This is a genomic window from Noviherbaspirillum sp., assembly GCF_036563305.1.
Taxonomy (GTDB): domain Bacteria; phylum Pseudomonadota; class Gammaproteobacteria; order Burkholderiales; family Burkholderiaceae_D; genus Noviherbaspirillum.
In genome coordinates, this window is record NZ_DATCMQ010000001.1 from 16,350 (window position 1) to 41,889 (window position 25,540).

The 25,540-nt window shown below is 66.0% G+C and carries 11 protein-coding genes and 1 rRNA gene; 2 read left to right on the forward strand and 10 right to left on the reverse strand.

Annotated elements, in window-relative coordinates:
* Nucleotides 1-7: 7 nt before the first annotated feature.
* The 7 genes from treY to VIM12_RS00105 are packed head-to-tail and all read right to left on the reverse strand — an operon-like array spanning nt 8 to nt 17,698.
* Nucleotides 8-2,815, reverse strand: a complete 2,808-nt coding sequence (gene treY / locus VIM12_RS00075; protein ID WP_331939559.1) for a malto-oligosyltrehalose synthase — start codon at nt 2,813-2,815, stop codon at nt 8-10.
* Nucleotides 2,815-4,929: a 4-alpha-glucanotransferase gene (gene malQ, locus VIM12_RS00080; protein ID WP_331939560.1), complete on the reverse strand. Its 2,115-nt coding sequence runs from the start codon at nt 4,927-4,929 to the stop codon at nt 2,815-2,817. Before malQ ends, treY begins: the two co-directional genes overlap by 1 nt.
* On the reverse strand, nt 4,926-6,716 hold the full coding sequence (gene treZ, locus VIM12_RS00085; RefSeq protein WP_331939569.1) for a malto-oligosyltrehalose trehalohydrolase: 1,791 nt from the start codon (nt 6,714-6,716) through the stop codon (nt 4,926-4,928). The genes malQ and treZ overlap by 4 nt, the downstream gene beginning before the upstream one ends.
* The gene (gene glgX, locus VIM12_RS00090) at nt 6,703-8,817 is read right to left on the reverse strand and encodes a glycogen debranching protein GlgX (RefSeq protein ID WP_331939561.1); all 2,115 of its coding nucleotides are present in this window, start codon (nt 8,815-8,817) and stop codon (nt 6,703-6,705) included. Before glgX ends, treZ begins: the two co-directional genes overlap by 14 nt.
* Nucleotides 8,814-11,060, reverse strand: a complete 2,247-nt coding sequence (glgB, locus tag VIM12_RS00095; RefSeq protein WP_331939562.1) for a 1,4-alpha-glucan branching protein GlgB — start codon at nt 11,058-11,060, stop codon at nt 8,814-8,816. The genes glgX and glgB overlap by 4 nt, the downstream gene beginning before the upstream one ends.
* Nucleotides 11,061-11,109: 49 nt before the next feature.
* A complete protein-coding gene (gene treS / locus VIM12_RS00100; protein ID WP_414691730.1) occupies nt 11,110-14,466 on the reverse strand; it encodes a maltose alpha-D-glucosyltransferase in 3,357 nt (1,118 codons plus the stop codon).
* 1 nt (nt 14,467) lies between these two features.
* Complete coding sequence (locus VIM12_RS00105; RefSeq protein ID WP_331939564.1) at nt 14,468-17,698, reverse strand: alpha-1,4-glucan--maltose-1-phosphate maltosyltransferase; 3,231 nt, start codon at nt 17,696-17,698, stop codon at nt 14,468-14,470.
* A 330-nt stretch (nt 17,699-18,028) separates the two neighbouring features.
* On the opposite strand from VIM12_RS00105, the gene VIM12_RS00110 reads away from it, so the two are divergent.
* Both VIM12_RS00110 and VIM12_RS00115 read left to right on the forward strand, forming a co-directional pair.
* The gene (locus VIM12_RS00110) at nt 18,029-19,579 is read left to right on the forward strand and encodes an alpha-amylase family glycosyl hydrolase (RefSeq protein WP_331939565.1); all 1,551 of its coding nucleotides are present in this window, start codon (nt 18,029-18,031) and stop codon (nt 19,577-19,579) included.
* A gap of 144 nt (nt 19,580-19,723) precedes the next feature.
* Nucleotides 19,724-20,686 carry a TIGR03885 family FMN-dependent LLM class oxidoreductase gene (locus tag VIM12_RS00115; RefSeq protein WP_331939566.1) on the forward strand — a complete coding sequence of 321 codons (963 nt, stop codon included), beginning with the start codon at nt 19,724-19,726 and terminating at the stop codon, nt 20,684-20,686.
* Nucleotides 20,687-20,731: 45 nt separating this feature from the next.
* Here the strand turns inward: VIM12_RS00115 and VIM12_RS00120 are convergent, their stop codons facing one another.
* From VIM12_RS00120 to rrf, 3 genes are all read right to left on the reverse strand, one after another.
* Nucleotides 20,732-21,922, reverse strand: a complete 1,191-nt coding sequence (locus VIM12_RS00120) for an NDP-sugar synthase (protein WP_331939570.1) — start codon at nt 21,920-21,922, stop codon at nt 20,732-20,734.
* A gap of 770 nt (nt 21,923-22,692) precedes the next feature.
* Nucleotides 22,693-24,219, reverse strand: a complete 1,527-nt coding sequence (gene glgA, locus VIM12_RS00125) for a glycogen synthase GlgA (RefSeq protein WP_331939567.1) — start codon at nt 24,217-24,219, stop codon at nt 22,693-22,695.
* Between the two features lie 1,222 nt (nt 24,220-25,441).
* Nucleotides 25,442-25,540, reverse strand: a 5S ribosomal RNA gene (gene rrf, locus VIM12_RS21310); the annotation flags it as partial.

Sequence of the window (25,540 nt, forward strand, 5' to 3'; positions counted from 1 at the left end):
AGCCCGCTCATTGCGGCGCGCCGCAAACCAGCAGCGCGACCGGCAACTGCCCCAGTACACGCTCCAGCGCAAGCTTGCCGTCCTCGGACCTGAATGCGCTGCCGCCGTACAGGTCGGTCCACTCGCCCTGTACGCCATCCGGCAGCATCAGCATGGTGTCCTTCCACGCATCGGCAGCCGGTGCCACCGAGGCAGGATCGGCCAGCACCGCCTGCGGAAACAGCGTCGCGACCACCAGCACGGCCCGCTGCTCGTGCCGTCGCAGGAAGGCAAGCACGCGGCCCGCCTGCGGCCCCTCGGCCGCGACGGCCGCATAGGTTCCCGCCGCGAACAGCGCCGGGTCGCGCTTGCGCAGCGCCAGCGTGCGCGCCACGAGCTGCTGCTTCAGCACGCCGCTGCGCCAGTCGTCCGCCTGCAGGCGCTCGCCCGCGCCCTCCAGCGCCTGCCGGCGCAGCGCATAGTCGACCGGACGCCGGTTGTCCGGATCGACCAGGCTCAGGTCCCACATGTCCGTTCCCTGGTACAGATCGGGTATGCCGGGGCAGGTCATCCGCAACAGCGCCTGGGACAGGCTCTTTGCCGCGCCGGCCGCGGCGATGCGGCGCACGAAGCCGGTGAGCAGCGGCAGGAAGGCGTTGTCCGCGCGGGCGTCGAGGATGGCGTGCAGGAACCGGCGGCAGCCGTTCTCGTAGGCTTCGTTCGGCTGCACCCAGTTGCTCACCTGCTTGGCCTCGCGCAGTGCCTTGGTCTGCCACTGGTCGATGCGTTCGGCGAAGCGGCGAATGCCGTCCGCATCGGCGGGATCGAGGTCCAGCGGCCAGGCGCCGACCAGGGTCTGGTACAGCATCAGCTCGTCGCCCGGTTGCGGCGCGTGCGGCGGGGTATCGTCGTCGGCCTCCAGCGCCGCCCGCAGCGGTGCGTTCAGCCCCATCCATTCGCGCACCGCCCGCTCCCAGTCCTGCGGCATCTCGCTTAGCACGGCGATGCGCATGCGCACATCCTCTCCCCGCTTGTGGTCATGGGTAGCGGTGGCGAGCAGGCAGGCGGGGAAGCGTTCTGCACGGATCCGGTTACCTTCGTGGAACGCCTGCAGGTCCAGTGCGAATTGCGCCGGGTCGGAACCGACCTCGTTGCGCGAGAGCAGCCGGCCGTAGCGGTAGAAGGCGGTGTCCTCCACCGACTTGGCCGCCAGCGGCGGGGTCAGCTGCTGGAAGCGCGTGATGGCGCGCTGGTGCAGACGCCGTACCTTCGGCGACGCGGCGTCGCGCGGTGCGGCGCGGCCGAACCATCCGGCCAGCACGTCGAGCAGCTGGCGTTCGGTGCGGTCCACCGACTGATGGGCATGCTCGAGCGTACGTTCGATCACGGCGGCGTCGGTCTCGTCGCAGCCGTTGGCATCCACATAGGTGCGATACACCGGGAAGGCCACCAGGAATTCGGTGAACACGCGCCGGATCGCGCCAAGGGAGAAGTCCCGCGTGCGCAGGTCGGTGCGTGCCAGGGCATGCAAGGCGCGGGAGGCCGCCTCGAATTCGCCGGCCAGGTTGTTGGCCAGCAGACGCCGTCGCGCCTGCCGCACTTCGGCATGGAAATCGTCGGGCTGGCCGGTGAGTTGCGTCCACAGCGCACCGAGCGGCGCCTCGGCTGCGCGGTCATGCAGCAGCGCACCGACACGGTCCATGAAGTCGTAGCCGCTGGTGCCGTCGATTTCCCAGTTGGCCCGCAACTGTTCGTCCTGGCCGAGGATCTTTTCGACGATGATCCAGGCCGGATCCGGCGGCAGGGTCGCAGGCCGCTGTGCCGACAGGGCCTGCAGGCGGCCGCGCAGCTTGCGGCAGTACGCGCCCGGATCGGCGAGGCCGTCGACATGGTCGATGCGTACGCCGTCGATCAGCCCTTCGGTGAAGAGGCGGAAGATCAACGCGTGCGTCGCCTCGAACACATCGTCCTGCTCCACCCGCACGCCGGCGAGATCGGTCACTTCGAAGAACCGGCGCCAGTTGATGCCGTCGGCCGCGCAGCGCCACCAGGCGAGTCGATAGTGCTGGCGCTCCAGCAACTGATGCAGGCGTTCCATGCCTTGCGGCGTTTCGGCGGAGAAGGCGGCGGTCGCCGCTGCAATCAGGCTGCTTCCCTCGCTGTCCTGCGCCAGTTCGCACAGCTGGCTGAAGCCGCGGCTCGCATTCGGCAGGCCGGCATTTCCCTGTGCGTCTTCCTCGGGCTCGAACGCGGTGGCAATCGGGGCGAGCCGTTCCGCGCCGGTGGCGCGCAGGATGTCGGGGTAGCTCGCCGGAGTGACCGGGAACTGGTGCGAATAGTAGGCGACGTGGAACCTGCCGCGCGTGGCATCGAACTGGAGGCGGATCTCGTTGGCTGCCAGCACGTCGCCGTACGGCTGCCCGAGGAAGGGCGCCATCACCTTGCCGTGCAAGGTCTCGTCGGCGGGCTGCCAGTCGATGTCAAACCAGCGCGCGTACGGGCTGTCCTGCCCCCATTCGAGCACATGCTGCCACCAGGGATTCTCCGGGCCGACGCCCATGTGATTGGGCACGATGTCGAGGATCAGGCCCATTCCGTGCGCGCGAATGCGTTCGACCAGGCGGCGCAGGCCTTCCTCGCCGCCGAGTTCCGGATTGATGCGGGTCGGATCGACGATGTCGTAGCCGTGGGTGGAGCCCGCGCGGGCGGTCAGGATGGGCGATGCATAGATATGGCTGATGCCGAGCGCGGCATAGTACGGAACGACTTCGGCCGCGTCGTCAAAGCCGAAATCCTTGTGCAGCTGCAGCCGGGCGGTGGCGCGGGGAATCGCCATCACTGCTCTCCTTGGAAGTTGCGTTGTTTGTTCATTACGGCCAGGCGCGCGCGTACGGCTGGCGCGTCGAGCAGATCGCCGACCGGTTGCGGCAGCCGTCGCCGCCAGTTCGGATGCTCGTCGATGGTCCCCGGCAGGTTGGGCTGCTCGGCCAGGCCAAGCGCGTCCTCGACCGGCAGGACCGCCAGTGGCGCGGGCGTGGCGGCCACGAACGCCAGCGCCGCCTCGATCGGGGCCTGATCGGCGGCGGGCGGCGGCATGGGGCCCTGGACCAGCCCCTCTGCGTCGAGCGCCTGCCACAACTTGCGCCGCTCCTGCGCGCGACCATCATGCGCATCGGCCCCGGTCTGCCCCGGTTCGAGCAGGTTGAGGCGCGCGCGCCAGTCGATATCGCGCCCTTCCCACCAGCCGGCGAAGGTCGGCAGGTCGTGGGTGGTGGTGGTGGCGATCGCACTGACCGGGTATTCGGACGGCTTGAAGAAGCGGTGCCCGTCCTGCTGGAAATGCAGCAGGCGGATGCCGAGCAGCCCGGCCTGCGCCAGCGTCGTGTCGAAACCCTTGGGCACCGTGCCAAGATCCTCCCCGATGACGATCGCGCGATGCCGCCACGACTCGAGTGCGATCAGGCGCAGCAGGTCGTCGAGCGGATAGCGCAGGTAGGCGCCCTCCTCGGGTGAGGCGCCGTGCGGCACCAGCCACAGGCGGGCCAGTCCGAGCACATGGTCGATGCGGGCGCCGCCGCCGTGGGCGAAGGTCGCCCGCAGCATTTCCAGGTAGGCGCCGAAGCCCCTGGCCTTCATCGCCTGCGGAGAGAAGGCGCCGATACCCCAGCTCTGGCCGCGGGTGTTGAGCTGGTCGGGCGGCGCGCCGACCGACAGTCCGTTGATGATCTCCGCCTGCCGGCTCCATGCCTGGCTGCCGCTGCTGTCGGCGCCGACCGCGAGGTCGGCGATCAGGCCGATCGGCATGCCGGCATCACGGGCCGCTTGCTGCGCGCCGCCGAGCCCCCGCGCAGCCTGCCACTGCAGGAACTCGTGGAAGCCGACATCGTCCGCATAGTCGCGGGCAAAGCGTTCCACCTGGGCGCCGCGCGGGTCGCGCAGGCCCTCCGGCCAATGACGCCAGTCGCCATCCTCGCCTTGTGCAAGCCGCCAGGCATGGATCGCCTCGAAGCAGGCATGGTCGCGCAAGGCACTGCCCTCGCGCGCACGGAAAGCCTCGAAATCGCTGCGGTCGCCCTGCTGCAGGAACTTGCCGTACAGCCGGCGCAGCAGCTTCAGGCGCAGCGCCGCAGCAGCAGGCCAGTCAATCAGCGCCAGCTGCTCCAGCGATGCCAGCTTCGCGGCGACATCATCGCCCTCTTCTGCCATCGCCTCGGCCAGCGCCTGCTGGCCGAGCACTGCGGCCGGATCGACATGCAGCACGTTGAGGAACAGCCGGCTGGATGGGCCATACGGGCTGAAGCGATGCACGTCGGCACTGAACATCGCATGCACCGGGCTGATCGCGACCGCGGCAGCGCCATGGCCGGCGGCCGTACGCACCAGCTGCTGCAGCGCCGTGTAGTCGCCGAAGCCGCCGTCGCCCGGCCGCCGCAGCGAGTAAAGCTGCACGCCGAGGCCCCAGACCCGGGCGGCCTGCGCGTCCGTATCGCGCCCGGCGGCCAGCGCGTCGGTCACGCCGAAGCAGCCGGGCGGCGCGACGGCCAGGCGGGTATCGCCTTGTGCAGTACGCAGCAGGTGATACCCGGGTGCGTCGATCGCGGGCAGCGTCGCGCCCGCCGCCGGGTCGGCCGGAAAGCGGCCGTCGATGCGGCCGCCATCCTCGCGCTCGATGCTGTACGCGGTATCCGCCAGCGACGCCGGGAGCTTCAGCTGCAGCGCCTGCCCGGCGAGCCCGGTCACCAGCGGCGGCATCGCGGCGCCGCCCTCGAGCGCGGCCAGCTGCGCGAGGCTGTGATCGCAATCCTGCGCAGTCGCGCTCGGCAGGCCGAGCGCATCCAGGATCGTACGCAGGGCGTCCGGCGCCACCTGCCGCGGTTCTCCGTTGAAGCTGGTCCAGTCGCGCATCAGCCCGGCCGCGTCGGCCAGCTGGAAAAGCTTGGCGTCGTTCATGGCGCTGGCTCCAGCAGGACGATGATCGCGTGCGCAGGCAGCTCCCCGCGCAGGGCGGCGTCCGGCACTTCCTGGGTCTCGAACAGGATGGTGCCGCCCCGGCCGTCGGCCAGCTGTTCGTAGCTGATCGCCACCGGCGCGGCGCCGAGATTGATCGCGATCATCAGCACCCGGCCGTCGCCCATCATCCATCTAGCCTTGACCGCGCGCGGCCCGAGCACTTGGGTGTCGAGCGCGCGCGCGCCCGGCAGCCGGGGAACGATCTGCGCATGGCGGATCGCCAGCACGCCCTTGTACCAGTCACGCCAGCTCGACGCCACCAGCGCGTCCGCCACCGGGATCGATGCCGTGAAGGTCGACTCCGCATTCGGGTCGGGAATGCGTTCCCGCGTCTCCGGCGCGGAGAACGACGAGAAGCGCGCGAATTCCTCCCGCCGGCCATTACGCACGGCGTCGGCCAGTTCCTGCGTGAGATGGCTGGTGAAGTACAGGAACGGCGTCGTCGCGCCAATTTCCTCGCCCATGAACACCAGTGGAATGTGCGGCGACAGCAGCAGCAAGGCGCTCGCCGCACGCAGCGCGTCGGGATGCGACAGCGTGGTGAGCCGGTCGCCGAACGCCCGGTTGCCGATCTGGTCGTGGTTCTGCAGGAACAGCACGAAGGAAGTCGGCGGCAGATGGCCGCTCGGCTCGCCGCGCGGTTCGCCGCCCGGGTAGAGCGGGGCCTCGCCCTGGTAGACGAATCCTTCCGACAGCCCGCGCGCCAGCCGTTCCGCGGCCTGGTTGATGTAACCGGCATAGTAGCCTTCGTGCTCGCCGGTCAGCATCACGTGCAGCACGTGATGCAGGTCGTCGTTCCATTGCGCGTCATACAGGCGGCCGGGCTGCTGCGCCAGCATGCGTGCGCTGTTGTCGTCGTTCTCCAGCACCAGGTGCAGATGGCGCTCGGGCGGGAAGGCCGCACGGATGCGTTCGGCCATCTCCACCAGGAAGTCCTTCTCGCTGATTGCATGCACGGCATCGAAGCGCAAGCCGTCGAAACGGTATTCGTCGAGCCAGTAGATCGCATTCTCGATGAAGTAGTCGCGCACCTGGCGCCGGCGAAAGTCGATGGCCTGGCCCCAGGGCGTCTTGATGTCGTCGCGGAAGAAATCGCCCGCATAGGCACCGAGATAATTGCCGTCCGGGCCGAAATGGTTGTACACCACGTCCAGGAAGACCATCATGCCGAGGCCGTGCGCGGTGTCGATCAGTTCCTTCAGCTGCTCCGGCGTGCCGTAGGCAGTGTCGGGAGCATACGGCAGCACGCCGTCATAGCCCCAGTTGCGCTGTCCGGGGAAGTCGGCGATCGGCATCAGCTCGATCGCGGTGAAGCCGAGCTCCGCGAGCGTCGGCAGCTGGCGCGCGATGCCGGCAAAGCCGCCGAGCGCGCCCGGATGCAGCTCGTACAGCACCGTCTCGTGCCAGGGCCGGCCTTGCCAGTCGGTGTTCTTCCACTGATAGCTGTCCGGGTCGCAGACCACGCTGGCATCATGGACGTCGCCTGCCTGCAACCGTGAAGCGGGATCGGGCACCGCCATGTCGTCTCCGACGCGGTAGCGGTAACGGCTGCCCGGGCCGCAGTCGGCCTCCACGTCGAACCAGCCGTCGACGCCTGCCCGCATCGGCATGGACGGGCGGCCGTCGATCTCGAGACTGACCTGCTGCGTGCCCGGCGCCCAGAAACGGAAGCGGGTGCGATTGGGCGCGACCAGGCGCGCGCCGAATGAGTAGTCAAGTTGGGACATCATCGTTCACCAGTAATACCGCGCTGTGGGCGGCGACAAGAATGCGGTTGTGTTCCGGGTGCAGCTCCGGGCGTTGTCCTTCGGCGGCGTCGATCGCGGTGCGCCATGCGATTGCCGGCAGGGGCAGCTGGAACTCCCTGTCTTCCGAAAAGGCGTTGAGCAGCAGCAGCGAAGCGCACACCCTGCCGCTTTGGCGGTCAGCCGCCACGCGGCGCAAGGCCAGCAGTCGCCCTTCGCTGAAATGCCATCGCTCAGGCGTCATCTCGCTGCCGGTCTCGTCGAACCAGCCGATGTCGGGCATGCCGTGCAGAGTCTTGGTATTGGCAGTCAGGAAGCGCGAGCTGCGCAGGCTGGCGAGTTTGCGGCGCAGGTCGATGCAGCGGCGCGTAAAGTCGAACAGCGTTTTGCCGGCCTCGCTCTCCGCCAGCGTCCAGTCGACCCAGGACAGGGAATTGTCCTGGCAGTAGGGGTTGTTGTTGCCGGCCTGCGTGCGGCCGAACTCGTCGCCGCCGAGCAGCATCGGCGTGCCGTTGGAGAAGAACAGGGTCATCAGCATCGCGCGCTTGACCCGCTCCCGCGTGGCGGTGACCTCGGGATCGTCGCTCGGCCCTTCCACCCCCCAGTTGTAGCTGCGGTTGTGATCGCTGCCGTCCCGGTTGTTCTCCCCGTTGGCCTCGTTGTACTTGCGGTTGTAGCTCACCAGGTCGTGCAGGGTGAAGCCGTCATGGGCCGTGACGAAGTTGACCGAGGTCCAGGCACGCCGCCGGTGATGATTGAACAGTTCCGGCGACCCGAGCAGGCGTCCGGCGAGGGGACCGCGCATGCCGCTGTCGCCCTTCCAGAACGAGCGCACATCGTCGCGGAAGCGGTCGTTCCATTCCGCGAGGCCGGCCGGGTGGTTACCGACCTGGTAGCCGCCGGGTCCGATATCCCAGGGTTCGGAAATCAGCTTGACCTTCGCCAGCACCGGGTCCTGCAGCAGCGCGTCGAAGAAGCCCGCGCCGGGGTCGAAGCCGTTCACCTCGCGTCCGAGGGTCGCCCCGAGGTCGAAGCGGAAGCCGTCGACGTGGAACTCCTGCACCCAGTAGCGCAGCGAGTCCATCACCAGCTGGATCACCCGGGGATGCGACATGTTCAGGGTATTGCCGCAGCCGGTATCGTTGACCAGGTGGCGATGGTTGCCGGCCTGCAGCCTGTAGTAGCTGGCATTGTCGAGTCCGCGCAATGAGATGGTCGGGCCCAGCTCGCTTTCCTCGCAGGTATGGTTGTAGACCACGTCGAGGATGACTTCGATGCCTGCGGCGTGCAGCTGCCGGACGGCATGCCGCATCTCGTTGGGCGAACCATCCGAGAGGTAGCGCGGCTCCGGCGCGAAGTACGACAAGGTGTTGTACCCCCAGTAATTGGCAAGGCCCATGGCAACCAGCCGGCGGTCCTGCAGGAAGGCATGCACCGGCAGCAGCTCGACGGCCGTCACGCCCAGCCGCGTCAGGTGGTCGATCACGAAAGGATCGGCGAGGGCGGCGAAGGTTCCGCGCTCGCGCGGGCGCACCTGCTCGGCACGCATCGTGAGCCCGCGCACATGCGCTTCGTAAATGACCGTCTTCTCCCATGGCACGTTCGGCGGCCGGTCGTCGTGCCAGTTGAAGTTGGCATCGGCGACGACGGCCTTCGGCATCGCCGGCGCACTGTCCCGACGGTCGAACGACAGGTCGCCGCGCGGGGAGTGGTAGCGGTAGGCGTACAGGGCGTCCGTCCAGCGCACCTGGCCGTGGATCTGCCTGGCGTAGGGGTCCAGCAGCAACTTGTTGGGATTGAAGCGGTGCCCCTCCTCGGGGCGGTAGGGCCCGTAGGCGCGGTAACCGTACAACGCGCCGGCATGCACCCCGGGCAGGTAACCGTGCCATACCTCGTTGGTGCACTCGGGCAGCGGCACGCGCGCGATCTCGTGCCGCCCGGCCGCATCGAACAGGCAAAGCTCGACCTTGACCGCATGGGCGGAAAACACGGCGAAGTTGGTACCGCTGCCGTCATAGCTCGCGCCCAGCGGATAGGGCGCGCCCGCCTCGACCGCCGGCAAGGGCAGGACGACTGCGGTCATGCCCGCGATGCCGGCTTCAGCACCAGCGCCGACAGCGGCGGCAGGCGCAGCGACAGCGACTGCGGCATGCCGTGCGCCGCCTGCGGCTCCGCCTGCAGCTCGCCATTGCCGACCCCGGAGCCGCCATAGACATCCGCATCGGTGTTGAGCAGCTCGCGCCAAGGGCCGGCCGCCGGCACGCCGATCCGGTAGTGCTCGCGCTGGACCGGCGTCATGTTCAGCACCACCAGCAGCGGCGCGTCGTCCTCCCTGCCCTTGCGCAGGAAGGCGAACACGCTGTTGCGGTTGTCGTCCCCGATCAACCAGGCGAAGCCCTCGGGCGAGGTGTCGAACCGGTGCAGCGCCGGCTCGGCGGCGTAGATCCGGTTCAGGTCGCGTACCAGCCGCTGGACGCCGCGATGGCCGGCGGCATCGAGCAGGTTCCACTCCGGCGAGCCGTCGTGGTTCCACTCGGCGTGCTGCCCGAACTCGCATCCCATGAACAGCAGCTTCTTGCCGGGATGCGTCCACATGAAACCGAAATAGGCGCGCAGGTTGGCCAGCTTTTGGTGCACGTCCCCCGGCATCTTGTTCAGCAGGGAGCCCTTGCCGTGCACCACCTCGTCATGCGAGATCGGCAGCACGAAGCGCTCGGAGAACGCGTACACCAGGCCGAAAGTCATGTCGTGGTGGTGGTGTTGCCGGTACAGCGGGTCGTAGGCGATGTAGCGCAGGGTGTCGTGCATCCAGCCCATGTTCCACTTGTGGGTGAAGCCGAGTCCGCCCTCCTCCACCGGCTTCGACACGCCCGGCCAGGCCGTCGATTCCTCCGCGATCATCAGCGTGCCCGGGCAGCGCTGCGCGATCACCTGGTTCAGCTTGCGCAGGAAGGCCACCGCCTCCAGGTTCTCGCGCCCGCCGTGGATGTTCGGCACCCACTCCCCGGCCTTGCGGCTGTAGTCGCGGTAGAGCATGGACGCGACAGCATCCACACGCAGGCCGTCGACGTGGAAATGCTCCAGCCATTCGAGCGCGCTGGCGACCAGGAAGCCGACCACCTCATTGCGGCCGAGATTGTAGATCAGCGTGTTCCAGTCCTGGTGGAAGCCCTCGCGCGGGTCCTGGTGCTCATACAGGGCGGTGCCGTCGAAGCGGGCGAGGCCATGGGCATCCGACGGAAAATGCGCCGGCACCCAGTCCAGGATCACGCCAATCCCGGCCGCGTGGCAGCGGTCGACAAACGAGGCGAAGCCGGCGGGCGTGCCGAAGCGCGCGCTCGGCGCAAACAGTCCGAGCGGCTGGTAGCCCCAGGAGCCGCCAAACGGGTGCTCCATCACCGGCAGGAACTCGACATGGGTGAATCCCATGCCGACCACGTACGGAATGAGGCGGTCGCCAAGCTCATGCCAGTCGAGGCTGCGATTGTCCTCTTCCAGGACGCGCAGCCAGGAGCCGGCGTGCACCTCGTAGATCGACAGCGGTGCATCGGGTCTGTGACGGCCGGGCCGTTCGCGCATCCACGCGTCGTCGGTCCAGCGGAACGGCACGTCGGACGCCACCAGCGACACCGTCGACGGCGGCGTCTCGGTGGCGCGCGCGACCGGGTCGGCCTTCAGGGGCAGGACATTGCCGTCCGGGGCGACGATCTCGTACATGTAGCGGGTGCCGCTGCCGACGCGGGGGATGAACAGTTCCCATACCCCGGCCTCGACGCGCCTGCGCATCGGATGCCGCCGGCCGTCCCACTGGTTGAAGTCGCCGACCACCGACACCCGGCGCGCATTGGGCGCCCAGATCGCGAAGCGGGTGCCGGGCACGCCATCCACCGTCATCGGGTTGGCGCCCAGACAACGCGCCAGCTCGAGATGGTTGCCCTCCGCCAGCAGGTGCATGTCGAGCTCGCCCAGCAGCAGGCCGAAAGCGTACGGATCCTCGGTGTACTGTACATGCTCGCCGCCCTCCGCCGTCGGCCAGGTGATCCGCAGCGCGTACTCCTCGACGGCGCCCAGGGCAGGCGTGGTGCTGACGAAGAAGCCGGTCTGGTTGACGTTGTACAGCGATTCGATCACGCGCCCTTCGCCGTCGCGCTCCGCGCGGGCAACGATATCGACGGCGCGGGCGCCCGGCTGGAAGGTCCTGACCAGCATCCGGTCTCCCACCCGGTGCGGTCCGAACACGGCGAACGGATCGGCCAGCCCTCCATTGACCACCATCCCGATCACCGCGTCGTCGACGCCGATCAGCTCGTCGGTTAACTCGCTCATTCGCCTGCACTCCTTCTGTATTCGTTGTTGTTGTCCACCGCTGTCGCCCTCATCCGCCGAGCAGTTCGTCGACGATCTTCGACATGCCGTTCATCGGCACCGGCACCCAGCCGGGCCGGTTGGCCGCCTCGTAGCAGACCTCGTAGGCCGCTTTCTCCAGCACGAACAGCTGCAGCAGGCCGCGCTCGGCATCCGTCGGCGCCGCCACCGGACTGCCTGCGATCGCCTCCCGGTATGCCGTCAGGAAGGCTTGCTGGCAGGACGGGGAGAAATCGCGCAGGATTTCCTGCTTGCGCAGTTCGGCGGTCTCGCCGAGGTCGCCGGGTCCGCCGCGGGCGGCGAATGCCGCAGCATAGTCGAACGACCGCATCAGCCCGGCCACGTCGCGCAGCGGACTGCTTTTTCCGCGCCGCTGCTCCAGCGGCTTGGCCGGCTCTCCTTCGAAGTCGACGATGTACACGTCGCCGTGCGCGACAAGGACCTGGCCGAGATGGAAGTCGCCATGGATGCGGATGCGGGTGGTACCGATGCCGGCGCGGGCCATCTGCGCCAGCCGTTCCAGCAGCACGTCCCGCTGTTCGAGCAGCCGGGCGGCGCGCCGCGCTTCCGCATCGGTGGTCCAGTCCGACTTGCCGCGCAGGACGGCGAAGGCCGCCTCGATCTGCCTGCGGGCCCCCTCCGCCCACTCCCGCACGTCGTCCTCGCCGGCCGGCTCCGGCGCAAAATCGGGATCGTCGGTCGGCGTCGCGAGCGCGGCATGCAGCTCGCCGAGCCGCTTGCCGAGCATCGTCGACAGCTCCTCCAGTTCGACACGGGGGTCGGAAATCTCGGTGCTCAGCTCGGACGCGGCGGCCGACTCGCTCACCGCCACGTGCTGGATCGCCCTGGAAACGGTGTCCAGCGTCCACTGCCACGCATCGCCCTGGTTGTGGATGAACTGCTGCAGCATCAGCATCGTGCAGCGGGTGCCGTCGGCCGCGATGCGGGTGACTTCGCCGAGCATGGCGGGCGCATTGGCGTAACCGAGGGCGGTCAGGTAGCGGCCCATCTCGGCCTCCGGATGCACGCCGGGCAGGATGCGCCGGATGACCTTCAGCACCATGCAGTCCGCGAGCACCATCGAGCTGTTCGACTGCTCGGCCGACATGCGGCGGATGGCCGGGTCCGGGCCGGTATCGATCGCATCCAGCGCGGGCGTGGGGATGAAATGCACCTCGCCGTCCGAGGACGGCACCCGGGCGCGCGCCCGCAGCAGCTCGATCACTGCGTAGGCGAACGAATCGAGCACGAAGGCATCGGTCAGCAGGCCGACATTGCGTCCGCGGCGCACGCGCGCCAGCGCCAGCTGGTGCGGCAGGGCGGTGACGATGTCTTCCTCGCGGATGAAGCCGAGCGGCAGCAGGTAGCGGTTGATGCCGGCGTCGGTGTGGGCTTCTATCTCGGCGAGCATCGTCGGCATGATGTTGGGCCGTGATTGCGCGCCGGGAAGGGTGGTCGCCAGGGCGATATGCACGCTGCGCAGCTTCTCCTGCTTGGCAGAATACCAGCGCCGCTTGGGCAGGTATGCGGGCAGCGCCTCCTTCTCGAGCACCGAGCGACGTTGCGGATCCATCACCTCGGCCACGTTATGCCGCAACACCAGCGTATTGAGCTCGGGCAGCGGCTCCGGCGCCGGCGCGTGCCAGGCCGGCATGCGCGCCTCGGAAGCCAGCAGGAACCAGTAGAACCCGTAGGGCGGCAGCGTCAGCAGGTAGGGCAGCTGCCCGATCGGCGGGAAGGCCGAGCCGCCCACCATCTCGACCGGCACCCGGCCCGCATAGATGGACAGGTCCAGTTCCACCGCCTGCGCCGAGCGCGACACGTTGGCCACGCACAGGATCGTCTCGGTGCTTTCGCCGCCCTCGCCGGGGCGAAACTCGCGCAGGTACGCCAGGATGCGCCGGTTGCTCGGGTACAGCAGGGTCATGGTGCCGCGGCTGAATGCGCAATGCTGCTTGCGCACCTCCAGCATGCGACGCGTCCAGTTGAGCATCGAATACGGATCCGCGCTCTGCGCCTCGACGTTCACCGCCTGGAAACCGTAGACCGGGTCCATGATCGGCGGCAGCACGAGCCTCGCGGGATCGGCGCGGGAAAAGCCGCCGTTGCGGTCCTGCGTCCATTGCATCGGGGTACGCACGCCGTCCCGGTCGCCGAGATGGATGTTGTCGCCCATGCCGATCTCGTCGCCGTAGTAGATCACCGGCGTGCCGGGCATCGACAGCAGGAAGCTGTTCAGCAGCTCCGCGCGCCGGCGATCGCGTTCCAGCAGCGGCAGCAGGCGGCGCCGGATGCCGAGGTTGATGCGCGCCCGCTTCTCCGACGCGTAGTGGTTCCATAGGTAGTCGCGCTCCTTGTCGGTAACCATCTCCAGCGTCAGTTCGTCATGGTTGCGCAGGAAAATCGCCCACTGGCATTCGGGCGGGATCTCCGGCGTCTGGCGCAGGATGTCGACCACCGGGAAGCGGTCCTCCTGGGCCAGTGCCATGTACATGCGCGGCATCAGCGGGAAGTGGAAGGCCATGTGGCATTCGTCGTTGTTCCCGAAGTACTGCAGCACATCCTCCGGCCACATGTTCGCTTCGGCCAGCAGCATCCGCCCCGGATAGGCGCGATCGACCTCGGCGCGGATGCGTTTCAGGATGTCGTGGGTCTCGGGCAGGTTCTCGTTGCTGGTGCCGTCGCGCTCGATCAGGTAGGGCACGGCATCCAGGCGCAGGCCGTCGACGCCGAGGTCGAGCCAGAATTCCATTACGCCGAGCACCGCCTTCAGCACCTTCGGGTTGTCGAAGTTGAGGTCGGGCTGATGGGAATAGAAGCGGTGCCAGAAGAAGGCATTGGCCACCGGGTCCCAGGTCCAGTTCGATTTTTCGGTATCGCAGAAGATGATGCGGGTGCCGGCGTAGGTCTCGTCGTTGTCGGACCAGACGTAGAAGTCGCGCGCGGCGGACCCGGGCTTGGCCTTGCGGGCGCGCTGGAACCAGGGATGCTGGTCCGAGGTGTGGTTGATCACCAGCTCGGTGATGACACGCAGGCCGCGGCGGTGCGCCTCGGCGATGAAACGCCTCGCGTCGGCCATCGAGCCGTAGTCCGGATGCACGCCGCGATATTCGGAGATGTCGTAGCCGTCGTCGCGCCGCGGGGACGGATAGAACGGCAGCAGCCAGATGGTGTTGACGCCGAGGTCGGCGATGTAGTCGAGCTTCTCGATCAGCCCGGCGAAATCGCCGATGCCGTCGTTGTTGCTGTCGAAAAAGGATTTTACGTGCAGCTGGTAGATGATCGCGTCCTTGTACCAGTGCTGGTCGTCGCTGAAACGTGTCACTTGTGCGCCCAATGTCTGTCTTGCGGATTTGCGTCTGTCCATGTCAGGCCCCCCTGTGACGCACGCGCCAGATGGCGTAAGGACAGACGAATGGATCCAGCCGGATGTGCTGGTGCTTGCCTTGCCATCGCTGCAGGCCGCCGTTGACGAGGTCATCGACCTCCAGTTCGCCGTCGTCGGGCTGCCCGAATTCCCACAGCGGCAATTCGATGCTCGTGTCGTGCGCGTTGAACGGATCGAGATTGATCGCCGCCAGCACGACGTTGTCCCCGAAGCGCTGGCAGCTGTCGGCCGGCTCGGTCGACTTCATGAAGAACAGGATGTTGTCGTCGCCGGCCGGAAGGAAGCGGATGCCCAGGTGCGTCTGCAGCGCCGGGTTTTCCTTCCGGATGCGGTTCAGTGCGGTGATCTCCGGGATGATGTTGCCCGGCCGCTGCCAGTCCCAGGCGCGGATCTCGTATTTCTCCGAATCGAGGTACTCCTCCTTGCCGGGCACCGGCGTGCCCTCGCACAGCTCGAACCCGCTGTACACGCCCCACAGTCCCGACAGCGTGGCGGCAAGCGCGGCGCGGATCAGGAAGCCGGGGCGGCCGGAACGCTGCAGGAAGTACGGATTGATGTCCGGCGTGTTGACGAAGAAGTGCGGACGGAAGTATTCGCGCACCGGGGTGGTGGTCAGCTCGGTCATGTACTCGGTGAACTCTTCCTTCGTATGACGCCAGGTGAAGTAGGTGTAGGACTGCGAATAGCCGATCTTCGCGAGGCGGTACATCATGCGCGGCCGGGTGAAGGCCTCCGACAGGAAGATGGTGTCGGGGTAGCGTGCCCGTATGTCGCCGATCATCCACTCCCAGAACGGCAGCGGCTTGGTGTGCGGATTGTCGACACGGAACACGCGTACCCCCTCCTTCACCCAGAACAGCACCGCGTCGCGCAGCGCCATCCACAATCCCGGCACCGCGCCCTCGGCGTAGAAGTCGACATTGACGATGTCCTGGTATTTCTTCGGCGGGTTCTCGGCGTAGCGGATGCTGCCGTCCGGCCGCCAGGCGAACCATTCCGGATGGTCGCGCAGCCACGGGTGGTCGGGCGAGCACTGGATCGCAAAGTCGAGGGCGAGCTCCAGTCCGTGGCGCGCCGCCTCGTCTCGCAGCCTGCGGAAGTCCTCTATCGTGCCGAGTTCCGGATGCAGTGCATCGTGGCCGCCCTCCTCGGCGCCGATGGCGTACGGGCTGCCCGGGTCATCCGGTCCCGCTTCCAGGCTGTTGTTGCGGCCCTTGCGATGCTTGCGCCCGATCGGATGGATGGGCGGGAAATAGAGCGTGTCGAAGCCCATCGCCTGGATCGCGGGCAGGCGCGCGATCACGTCATTGAATGTTCCATGCCGGTGCGGATCGCCACTCTGCGAGCGCGGGAACAGCTCATACCAGCTGGAGAAGCGCGCGGCGGTGCGCTCGACATCGATGCGCAACGGCTCGCTGCGCACCGCGAACGGCCTGGCGTCCGCCTCCCGCATCGCCTCCGCCGTCGGCTCCGACAACAGCGCGGCGACACGCTCCGCGTCGCGCGCGGCCGCCTTGCTCTTTTCGCGCGTGGCTTTCAAGGTCTTGGCCAGCGCCTTCAGGGCCTCGGCGGCAGGCAGGTCTTTTTCCTGCGCATGCGCGGCCGCGGCTTCCACCAGCAGCCTGCCTTCCTCCAGTTCGAGCGACACGTTCAGGCCGGCGCTGGTCTTCTTCTCAAGTTCATCCCGGTAGGTCGCGAACACGTCGCGCCAGGCCTCGATGGCGAACAGGTGGCGGCCAAGGCGCATCAGGGGCAGGATGGCGCCCCAGCGATCATTTCCGAGCGGATGCATGCGCACTTCCTGCCAGTCCGGCTCGTCCGCCGGGCGCCACAGCAGGGCCACGGCAAGCTTGTCGTGGCCGTCGACGAACACATCGGCTTCCACCTGCACTGTCTCGCCAACGCTCCGCTTGGCCGGGAACTTGCCGCCGTCGACCGCCGGGCTGATTGATTCGATCGCGATGCGCGGGCAGCGCGCCGCCGCCGTCACCGCCTGCTTGCCGCGCCCCGCCGGCAGCAGCACCGGCGGCCGGCGACCGGCAACAAATACCTGCAAATCAGCCGGCGGCATGTCGAGGTTGTGCATCACCGCTTCGGCCTGGTCCGCCTGCGGCCACAGGCGCTGCGTGCGGATGAACCCGTCGGCGCGGCGCAGCAGCTCCGCCTCGTTGACGCCGCAGCTGCGCGCAATGTCGCCGTTGGCCACGATCAGCAGCGCCTCGTTGTCCACGCCGAGCCGTAGCAGGATGCCGATGCCGGAATCCGCGCCGCTGAGCAGCCGCAAGGCGCCGCGATGAAAGCGTGCGCTGTCGGCTACGAAGGCATTGGCCTGCGCCACGTCCTGGGTCAGGTCGCAGATCGGCTGCGCCGCGTCGCCAGCCACCTTGCTGCCGCGCGGCAGGCCCTGTTCAAAGCCAAGCGGGACCAGGATGCCATTGCCGGTCGCGGCGGCCAGCATCAGCGCGCGTCGGTAGATACGGCAACGCGATGCGCTGTCCTCATTGCCCGCGATACGTTCCACCACCGGCTCGTCCGGCGCGTCGGGAAAGGCGATTGGCGGCGCCACGGTTGCCAGGCGCTCATGCTCGTCGATCAGCCAGCGCGAGCGGAAATCCCACCACGCCGCCGAGGAGAAGGTCGCGTCGAAACCGCAGCCGGCGAGCGCTGCAAGCTGTTCCGGCGTGCAGCCCGGCGTCCATGCGAGGAAGCGGATCCCCTCGCGTCGCATCTCATCGATCAGGCCGCGCCAGAAAGCAGGCGGCGCATCGGCCACGCGCAGGCAGCGAAACCCCTTCACGCCCGCGGCCACCCACGACTGCAGGCGCTGCCGCCAGTAGTCCAGTACCTGCCCGAGCACTTCCTCGCTGGCGTAGCGGACGTTCCGCCGCAAGCTCTGCGCAGGACGCCGGCGCGGATCGGGCAGATCGTCGTTGATGCCCTGATGTTCGAACCAGCCTGGCTGGCGTTCGACCACCGCCTGGTCGCATCCGATGCTGCCGGGGTCGAAATCGATCAGCAGGCGCAGTTGACGGGCGGCGCAGGCCGCGCCTGCTTCGGTCACGGCGGCATCGTCGGCCGGCGCCAGCAGCAGCACATGGTCGAATCCCATGCCCGCGCAGTGGTCGAGCGCGGCCTCCAGGTCCGGAAGCGTGCGGGAAAAGCGCTTGTCGATAGAGCAGATTCTCGGCAGGTACGGCGTTGCAATATCCATCTTCTTGTCTTCTTCGCTGGATTCAGGGATCGGAAAAACAGGCTTGGCCGCACGACGCCGCTCGGAGCCGCAGGCATGCCAGATAGAGCATCAGAAATGACAATTTGTTCGCCCCGCTGCATGCAGAAATCACAAGCTTCTCCCGGGGCACGGGCTGGATGCCTTCTGAAACGGCGATAAAGGATGTGCGTTTCGTTGCATCGGAGGAACAAAACCGCGTTTCCTCCGCTCTACTAGCCGCATGTCCGTAACGAGCGGAAATACAATGGGCCGACAAAGACGCATCGACGTCCGCGACCCGCCGCCACCGACACAACCCGAGACATTGTGATGATCATTTATCAGGTATACCCGCGCAGCTTCCACGACTCCAACGACGACGGCATCGGCGACCTCGCCGGCATCGAGCAGAAGCTGGACTACATCAAGAGCCTGGGGGTGGACGCGATATGGATCAGCCCCTTCTTCAAGTCGCCGATGAAGGACTTCGGCTATGACGTGTCCGACTATCGTGCCGTCGACCCGATCTTCGGCAGCATGGATGACTTTCGCAGCCTGATGCGCCGGGCGAAGCAGCTCAAGCTCGGCGTTATCGTCGACATGGTCATCTCCCACACTTCGGAAGAGCACACCTGGTTCAAGCAGAGCCGGGCAAAGGAGAACGACAAGTCGGACTGGTACCTGTGGGCGGACGCAAGGCCGGACGGCAGCCCGCCCAACAACTGGGTGTCGGTATTCGGCGGACCGGCCTGGCGCTGGGATGCAGAGCGCAGGCAATACTATTTCCACTCCTTTTTCTCGAGCCAGCCCGATCTGAACATGCACAATCCGCAGGTCCAGGCGGCGGTGCTCAGGGAGATGGAGTACTGGCTGGACCTCGGCGTGTCGGGTTTCCGTTTCGACGCCTGCAACCACATCTTCCAGGATCAGCTGCTCCGCAACAACCCGCCGCGGGAAGACACCAGCACCGCGCTGCATCCCTACGGATTCCAGCTCCATGTGTACGACCAGGCGCGACCGGAGATGCTGCCCTTCCTCGAGAAGGTGCGCGGGCTGCTCGACGCCTACAATGCCTACAGCCTGGCCGAGGTCGGCGGCCACGATGCACTGAAACTGATGGGCCAGTACACCGGAGCCGGCAGGCTGCATGCCGCTTACAGCTTTGCATTGATGCAGCCGGACGGCAGCGCCAGTACCGTGCGCAATGTGATCCGCACCCTGGAAGACAGCATCCGCGCGCCCGCCATGCCGTGCTATGCCATGAGCAACCACGACAAGCCCCGCGTGGCGAGCCGGTGGCAAAACGGGCGCGACATGCTGCAGGCGGCAAAACAGTCGCTTGCACTGATGTTCGCGATGCGCGGCGACATATGCATGTACCAGGGAGAGGAACTGGGCTTGCCGCAGGCTGACGTTCCATTCGAGCGCATCCAGGACCCGTTCGGCATTTCCTTCTGGCCCAAGTTCAAGGGCCGGGACGGCTGCCGCACCCCGATGCCGTGGAACGGCGATGCGCATGGTGGCTTCAGCCGCGCCGAGCCCTGGCTCCCGGTTGACGTCCGCCATATCGAGATGAATGTGCAAGCCCAGGAAGCCGAGTCCGGCTCGATGCTGCAGTTCACCCGCAGGATGATTGCCCTGCGCAAGGCGACGCCGGCGCTGGCCGACGGCAGTATCGAACTGCTTGATGCCCCGGATGGCGTGCTTGCCTTCACCCGCCGCAAGGGTGACAGCGCCATCACCTGTTTCTTCAACATGGATACCGCGCCCCGCAGGGTGCCGAACAATGGCTGGGCCTCCGCCATACTCGGCCAGAACCTGGAGATCGACGACCACGGGCTGCACCTCGGTCCTGCCGGATACTGCCTCCTGGAAGCATAGCGCGCCGCTGGCGGCGGCGCGGCTGTCCTGCTTTCCATCAAGGTGACGCCGTCTCGCTGCGCATGTTTCGTGCGCGTTGCTGTCTACTCCCGCATGCCCTGCGGCGTCCTGCCGCAGCCTAGCGGTTGATGACGGAGAAACGCAATGGCCACGATCGGCTACCACTGCTCGCACGAGCAATACCCTCCCTCGCGGCTCCTGCGCCATCTGCGCCTCGCGGCGGATGCCGGCTTCGACGCGGCGATGTGCTCGGACCATTTCCATCCCTGGACGGAACAGCAGGGCCAAAGCGGCTTTGCCTGGTCCTGGCTTGGTGCGGCGTTGCAGGCCTGCTCCATGTCCCTTGGCACCGTCTGCGCGCCGGGCCAGCGCTATCATCCGGCGCTGATCGCGCAGGCGGCGGCGACACTGGCGGAAATGTTCCCGCAGCGCTTCTGGCTTGCAGTCGGCAGTGGCGAGGCCCTGAATGAATGCATCGTGGGCGAACGCTGGCCGGACAAGGCAACCCGCAACCGGCGCTTGAAGGAATGCGTGGATGTGATGCGGGCGTTGTGGGCCGGCGAAACCGTCGACCACCAGGGCCTGGTGAACGTCGCCGGAGCCAGGCTCTATTCGCGCCCGTCGACGCCGCCCCCGGTGATCGGCGCGTGCCTCAGTCCCGAGACGGCGGCATGGATGGGCAGTTGGGCGGATGGCATGGTCACCGTTGCACAGCAGCCGGCGCAGATGAAGGCCATCGTCGACGCCTTTCGCGATGGCGGCGGCGCCGGCAAGCCGATGTTCCTTCAGGTCACGCTCAGCTTCGCGCGGAGCGACGATGAAGCGCTGCATGCTGCGCGCGTCGAATGGCCGCAGGCTGCACTCGGAAGCGATGCACTGTCCGAACTCGCTTCGCCGCAGGCTTTCGCCAGGGCGACAGCGCCCCTCACGCCGGAGGACGTGGCAGGCAGCATCAGGGTGTCGTCCAGCATGGAGCGGCATGTCGACTGGCTTGCATCCGATATTGAGATGGGCTTCGAGAGGATCTATCTGCACAACGTGCACCGCGACCAGGAGCGGTTCGTGTCGATGTTCTCCGAGCACGTGCTTCCGGCACTGCGCAAATGAAAGAGGCGCGGTACACCGCGCCTCTTCATCCCAGGAAGTTTGGGTTCAGCGACCGTACGAGAGCGCGACCTGTTCGACGGCGGCCGCGCGCCGCTGCGTCTGCAGCATCACGGGCTCGTCATCGTCCCTGCGCGGAAGGACGCGGCGGTCACGGGCATTGTTGAGGCCGATCTCATCGTCGTCCGCGACCCGCACCATGTTGCCCTTGCGGTCGGCACTGTAGTCGCCGCAGACAATCGCCTCTTCCAGGGCGGTCCCCGGCAGGACACGCGTGTATTCGAACAGCACGCTGCGCGTCACTTCGGCGCCGGCGCAGATATGGCTGCCATGGCCAATCCAGGTCGGCCCGATGATCTTGCTGCCGGCCTCGATGTGGCAGCCCGCGCCGATGTACACCGGACCTTCGATGGTGGTGCCTTCCCACTCGATACGGGTATTCAGGCCACCCCAGACACCCTCGCGAATCTGCGCGCCCGGCACTTCCATACCCGGCACTTCGCCGGTCAGCACGCTTTGCAGCACGCCCCAGTAGTCGGTGACGCTGCCGATGTCGAGCCACTGGAAGTCATGCTTCTGCGCATAGAAGGCCATGCCCTTCTCCGCCATCAGCGGGAACAACTGCGAGCCGATATCGAACACCTGCCCGGACGGAATGAGATCGATCGCCTCCGGCTCGAAGATGTAGATGCCGGTGCTGACCAGATTGGAGAGCGCCTCTTCCTGCTTCGGCTTCTCCTGGAACTTCTGGATGCGTCCCGCTTCGTCAGCGACCACCACGCCGTAGTCAGACACTTTGTCCCACGGCACTTCGCGGGTGATGACGCTGGCAAGTGCGCCCTTGCGCTTATGCTCGCGGACAGCCGCCTCGATGTCGAGGTCGATGATCGCGTCACCGCAGAGGACGATCGTCGTCTCGTCGAAGAAGCGGCCAAACTCCTGGATCTTCTTCATCCCGCCGGCGGAACCCAGCGCTTCCGGAACGACTTCCCCGTTACCGTCCACGTAGCCCTCGAACGAGTAGCCGATGCGCACGCCGAACTGGCGTCCCTCTCCGAAGTAGCTCTCGATCTTTTCGTGCAGATAGCTCACGTTGACCATGATGTCCTGCACGCCGCACTTGGCGAGGTGCTCGACGATGTACGCCATGACCGGCTTGCCGAGAATCGGAATCATCGGCTTGGGCAGGTCGTAAGTCAGTGGTCGTACTCGGGTGCCTTTTCCAGCGGCAAGAATCATTGCTTTCATATTCGTTTAACCTCTTTGATTTAATTCGTCCATACAGGTGGTGCCTGATGCTTAGGAAACCATGTGTTGCAGTACGTGAACTTGAACAATCTCAATGGATGAGTCGGCGAGGAAATTTTTCGGGTTCGCTTTCCCGCGTATGCAACTTCTGGGTTACGCACGAGTGCTGTACGTCGTTGCCTCGTCACTGGAGTACAAGGGCAATTCCTGGCATGCATCCGGAAGCGGTTACAAGCAGGGGCTTCACCACCCTGGAGCAGTACGCCAGGTCTGCCATGTCTTCTGACTTCGAAAATCTGAATTCGATCATTTCGACATGCGCATTTATGCATGCCATCAAGGTATGTTGTCTTTTTCCCGCCTTTCGCGGCGGTTCGATCGCTCATCTTCCGCGCATTCTCTCGTCGGCTTGCTGCGCAATGCCGGGGGAGCGGCAGCAGGACCGGTTTTGAAAGCTTTCCTCCTGGCGTCGCTCCTTCTCGTTCACGAAAGCAGTGCTTGTCAGCCATAGACTTGCGAGGCGAATCCCGTGTACTTAACCACGGATCCGCCCCTGCAGGCGTCACTGCATCCGCGACCCGCAACTGCGCAAAGCAGTTCCGGCGAATCCGCGGTCGCTGAACAGACACTCGGAGCATCGGCTGGCGCCGGCCAGGGCCGCATATCGTCGGGGTTGACGTTGCAGTGACGAACCGCTTTCACGTACTGCCCTGGCGGCGGGCGCTCCGGTGCGCGCCGTCGCGCGACACTACCGTGGGTCATCAGGCGGTCATGTAAAGCGGGGCTTCCGTACTGGTCTCCGGCGGCACAGGTTGGAAAAGCGCCCTGGCATTGTTCGGGGCAATTCCGGCGTATACGTTCGCGTAGCTTTCCGCCGGTCCGTTCCAGGAAAAGTCGGCGGACATCGCTTCTCTCTGCATGGCATGCCAGTCGATCGGTCGCGCATACAGTTCAAACGCACGTCCTATGGCCCGTACCATGTCCTCGGTCTGCTCGCCATCGAACAGAATGCCGCGCGCGGCGGGCGCCATCGCTCCTGTTGCGCCGGCGTCGACGATGGAGTCGATCATGCCGCCGACACGCGAGGCGATCGGCACCGTCCCGTAGCGCATCGAATATAGCGGTGTAAGACCGAACGGTTCGAAGCGTGTCCCGTGCAGCAGCATGTCGGCGCCAGCATGCAATGCGTGCGCCCGCCGTTCGTCGTACCCGATGTGTACGGCGAGACGCCCCTTGAACCTCTCGGCGAGATCGACAAAACCCTGTTCGTACGCGCGCTCACCGCAGCCGAGCACGATCACTTGTGCGCGCTCGTGCTGTTCGAGAACCGTCGGCAGGGCGGACAGGGCGACATCGGCCATTTTCTGGTGCGTGATCCGGCTTCCGATTGCCATGAGCGGCGCAAACGGGTCGAGCGGCAACCCGAACATCTGCTGCAAGTCCCGCTTGCACGCGCTCTTGCCACGCATGTCCTCGTGGTTGAATGTGCGCGCGATCAGCGCGTCCGCATCGGGGTTCCAGAACGTCGTATCGACACCATTTGGGATGGCAACGAGGTCCTTCCGCCGCCCATTGAGTATGCCTTCCATGCCGTGGCCGAAGCGCGGTGTGAGGATCTCCCTTGCATAGGAGTGACTCACCGTCGACACTTTGTCGGCGAAGAGAATGCCGGCCTTGAGGAAACTGAGGTTCCCCCAGAATTCCATACCTTCGGCGCCCCGCAACGATTCCGGAATGCCGAGTTGCGCCGCGAGGTCCATCGGATAATTCCCCTGAAACGCGAGGTTATGGATGGTGAGCAGGCTGCCTACGTCGCCAAGGTTCTGAAGCCGTAGCAGAGCGGGGATGAGTCCTGCGTGCCAGTCGTTGGCGTGGACCACGTGTGGCTTCGGAAGCGGCGTTTTGCCCGCACAGATCCTTACGGCTGCGTGGGCCAGGGCAGCAAAGCAGATGGCGTTGTCCGCGAATTCCGCGCCGGTGTCGTCCACGTAGGGATTGGCGGTACGACGGTCGAACAGCGCATTTTGAAAGAGAACCAACGGGATATCCGTATCGGGGACCACGCCAGCAAGTAGCCGCGCCTCTCCGCCCGGCACGTCCTCCAGCCGTGCGATCTCCTGAAGCTTCCCCGCGCGCTGCATCGCTGCGGGGTAGGCTGGAATCATCACGCTTGCGTCTACCCCTCGTTCGCGAAGCGCCTTGGCGAGGGCAGTAATGACATCGGCTAGCCCACCGGTTTTGATCAGGGGAATCGCCTCCGAGGCGACGATCAGGACGCGCGCATTCATGTAGTCAGTTCCGTGTTGACGATGTATTGGAAGAGTAGTCCAGGAGTAGTACGCGGCATTCGCGAGGCGTAGCCGCTTGCAGGGTCTTGCCGGGAACCCCGGGGTTCAGGGAGACGTGTGCGCTGGAGCTTGTCCAAGATAAAGCTTCGTTACATCTTGACTCTTGCGGTAAGTCAACTGTTCCGCATGTGAACACGTTGGTGCGGGCGTCCGCTTGTTCGCACGCTGCTTTTGCCCGCGTGAGTAGGTTTCATTTACGCTTTGTTGTAGGGGACGTCGCCGAGGAGATAGCCTTAGTGATGGACGCCGCGACTCAGCTGCTTGCCTAGTCAGCACCGACCGGATTTTCTTCAGTCGACGATATGAACTCTGGAAGGTGAGACGACTTCATCGGCGAGGGCAGGACCGTCTCCAGTGTTCGTCGACATATCCTGATGGGTCGCAACGGACAGCGTTTGGGAACCCGTTGAACACGCAGCTAGCTTCAGGAGATCTAGTCACCCGCGTGCGAACCCGAGGCTTCACCGCGTTCAAATCCAAGTTGGCGCCTTTTCGCTGACTCATAGGTGAATTTTTCCGTGCAATCATGGTGCGCGCTTCGGACGAATCGGTTACATCCCGCGTTGTAAACGTATGCCCTCGCGCGCTTCATGCGACAGTCCTCAAGCAACATCACGAAGCTTTTCGCGAGAGAGACAAGGTGTTATGGATGTCATTCACAGGCGGAGATATAGGCGGCTGCGCTAATGTTGCGTCGGCGATGCGAAGGGCTGCCTCGGAACAGCCAATGTATCGAGCCCCCGCGTCTGAAATAGGACGAAGAAGAGCGTCCGGCACCCGAATTAGGAATGCGGAGGCGGGCCTTGGTGATTACGACCGCATGGCGCATGTGCTAGCGGACTGCGAGCCGCGAGTCGTTGCTTCGCCTTGCAGGTCGTTTTGTAGGCAGTTTTTAGGTCTTTTTGTGGATTGGTTAAGGTTAAGGGCGTTCTTACGTCGTTTTGCCTGCTGCAGCTTGAAGTCGCAGCTCGACGGCTGGCATTGAGGTCGCTGCAGAGCCGGTGGGGCAACGGTTGGAGAGAGGCGGAGGGGTTGGCCAGGTGCCGGTCGCGCGCTGCTGTCGCATACGTATGGAATGGGTGGTGTTCGCTTTTGCCGCTTTTCCGGCGCTGCAAAGCAAAAAGCCCCGACTCGCACGAGCCGGGGCTTTTTTGGGGTAAGAGCCTGACGATTACCTACTTTCACACTGGTTGCAGCACTATCATCGGCGTAGAGTCGTTTCACGGTCCTGTTCGGGATGGGAAGGGGTGGTTCCGACTCG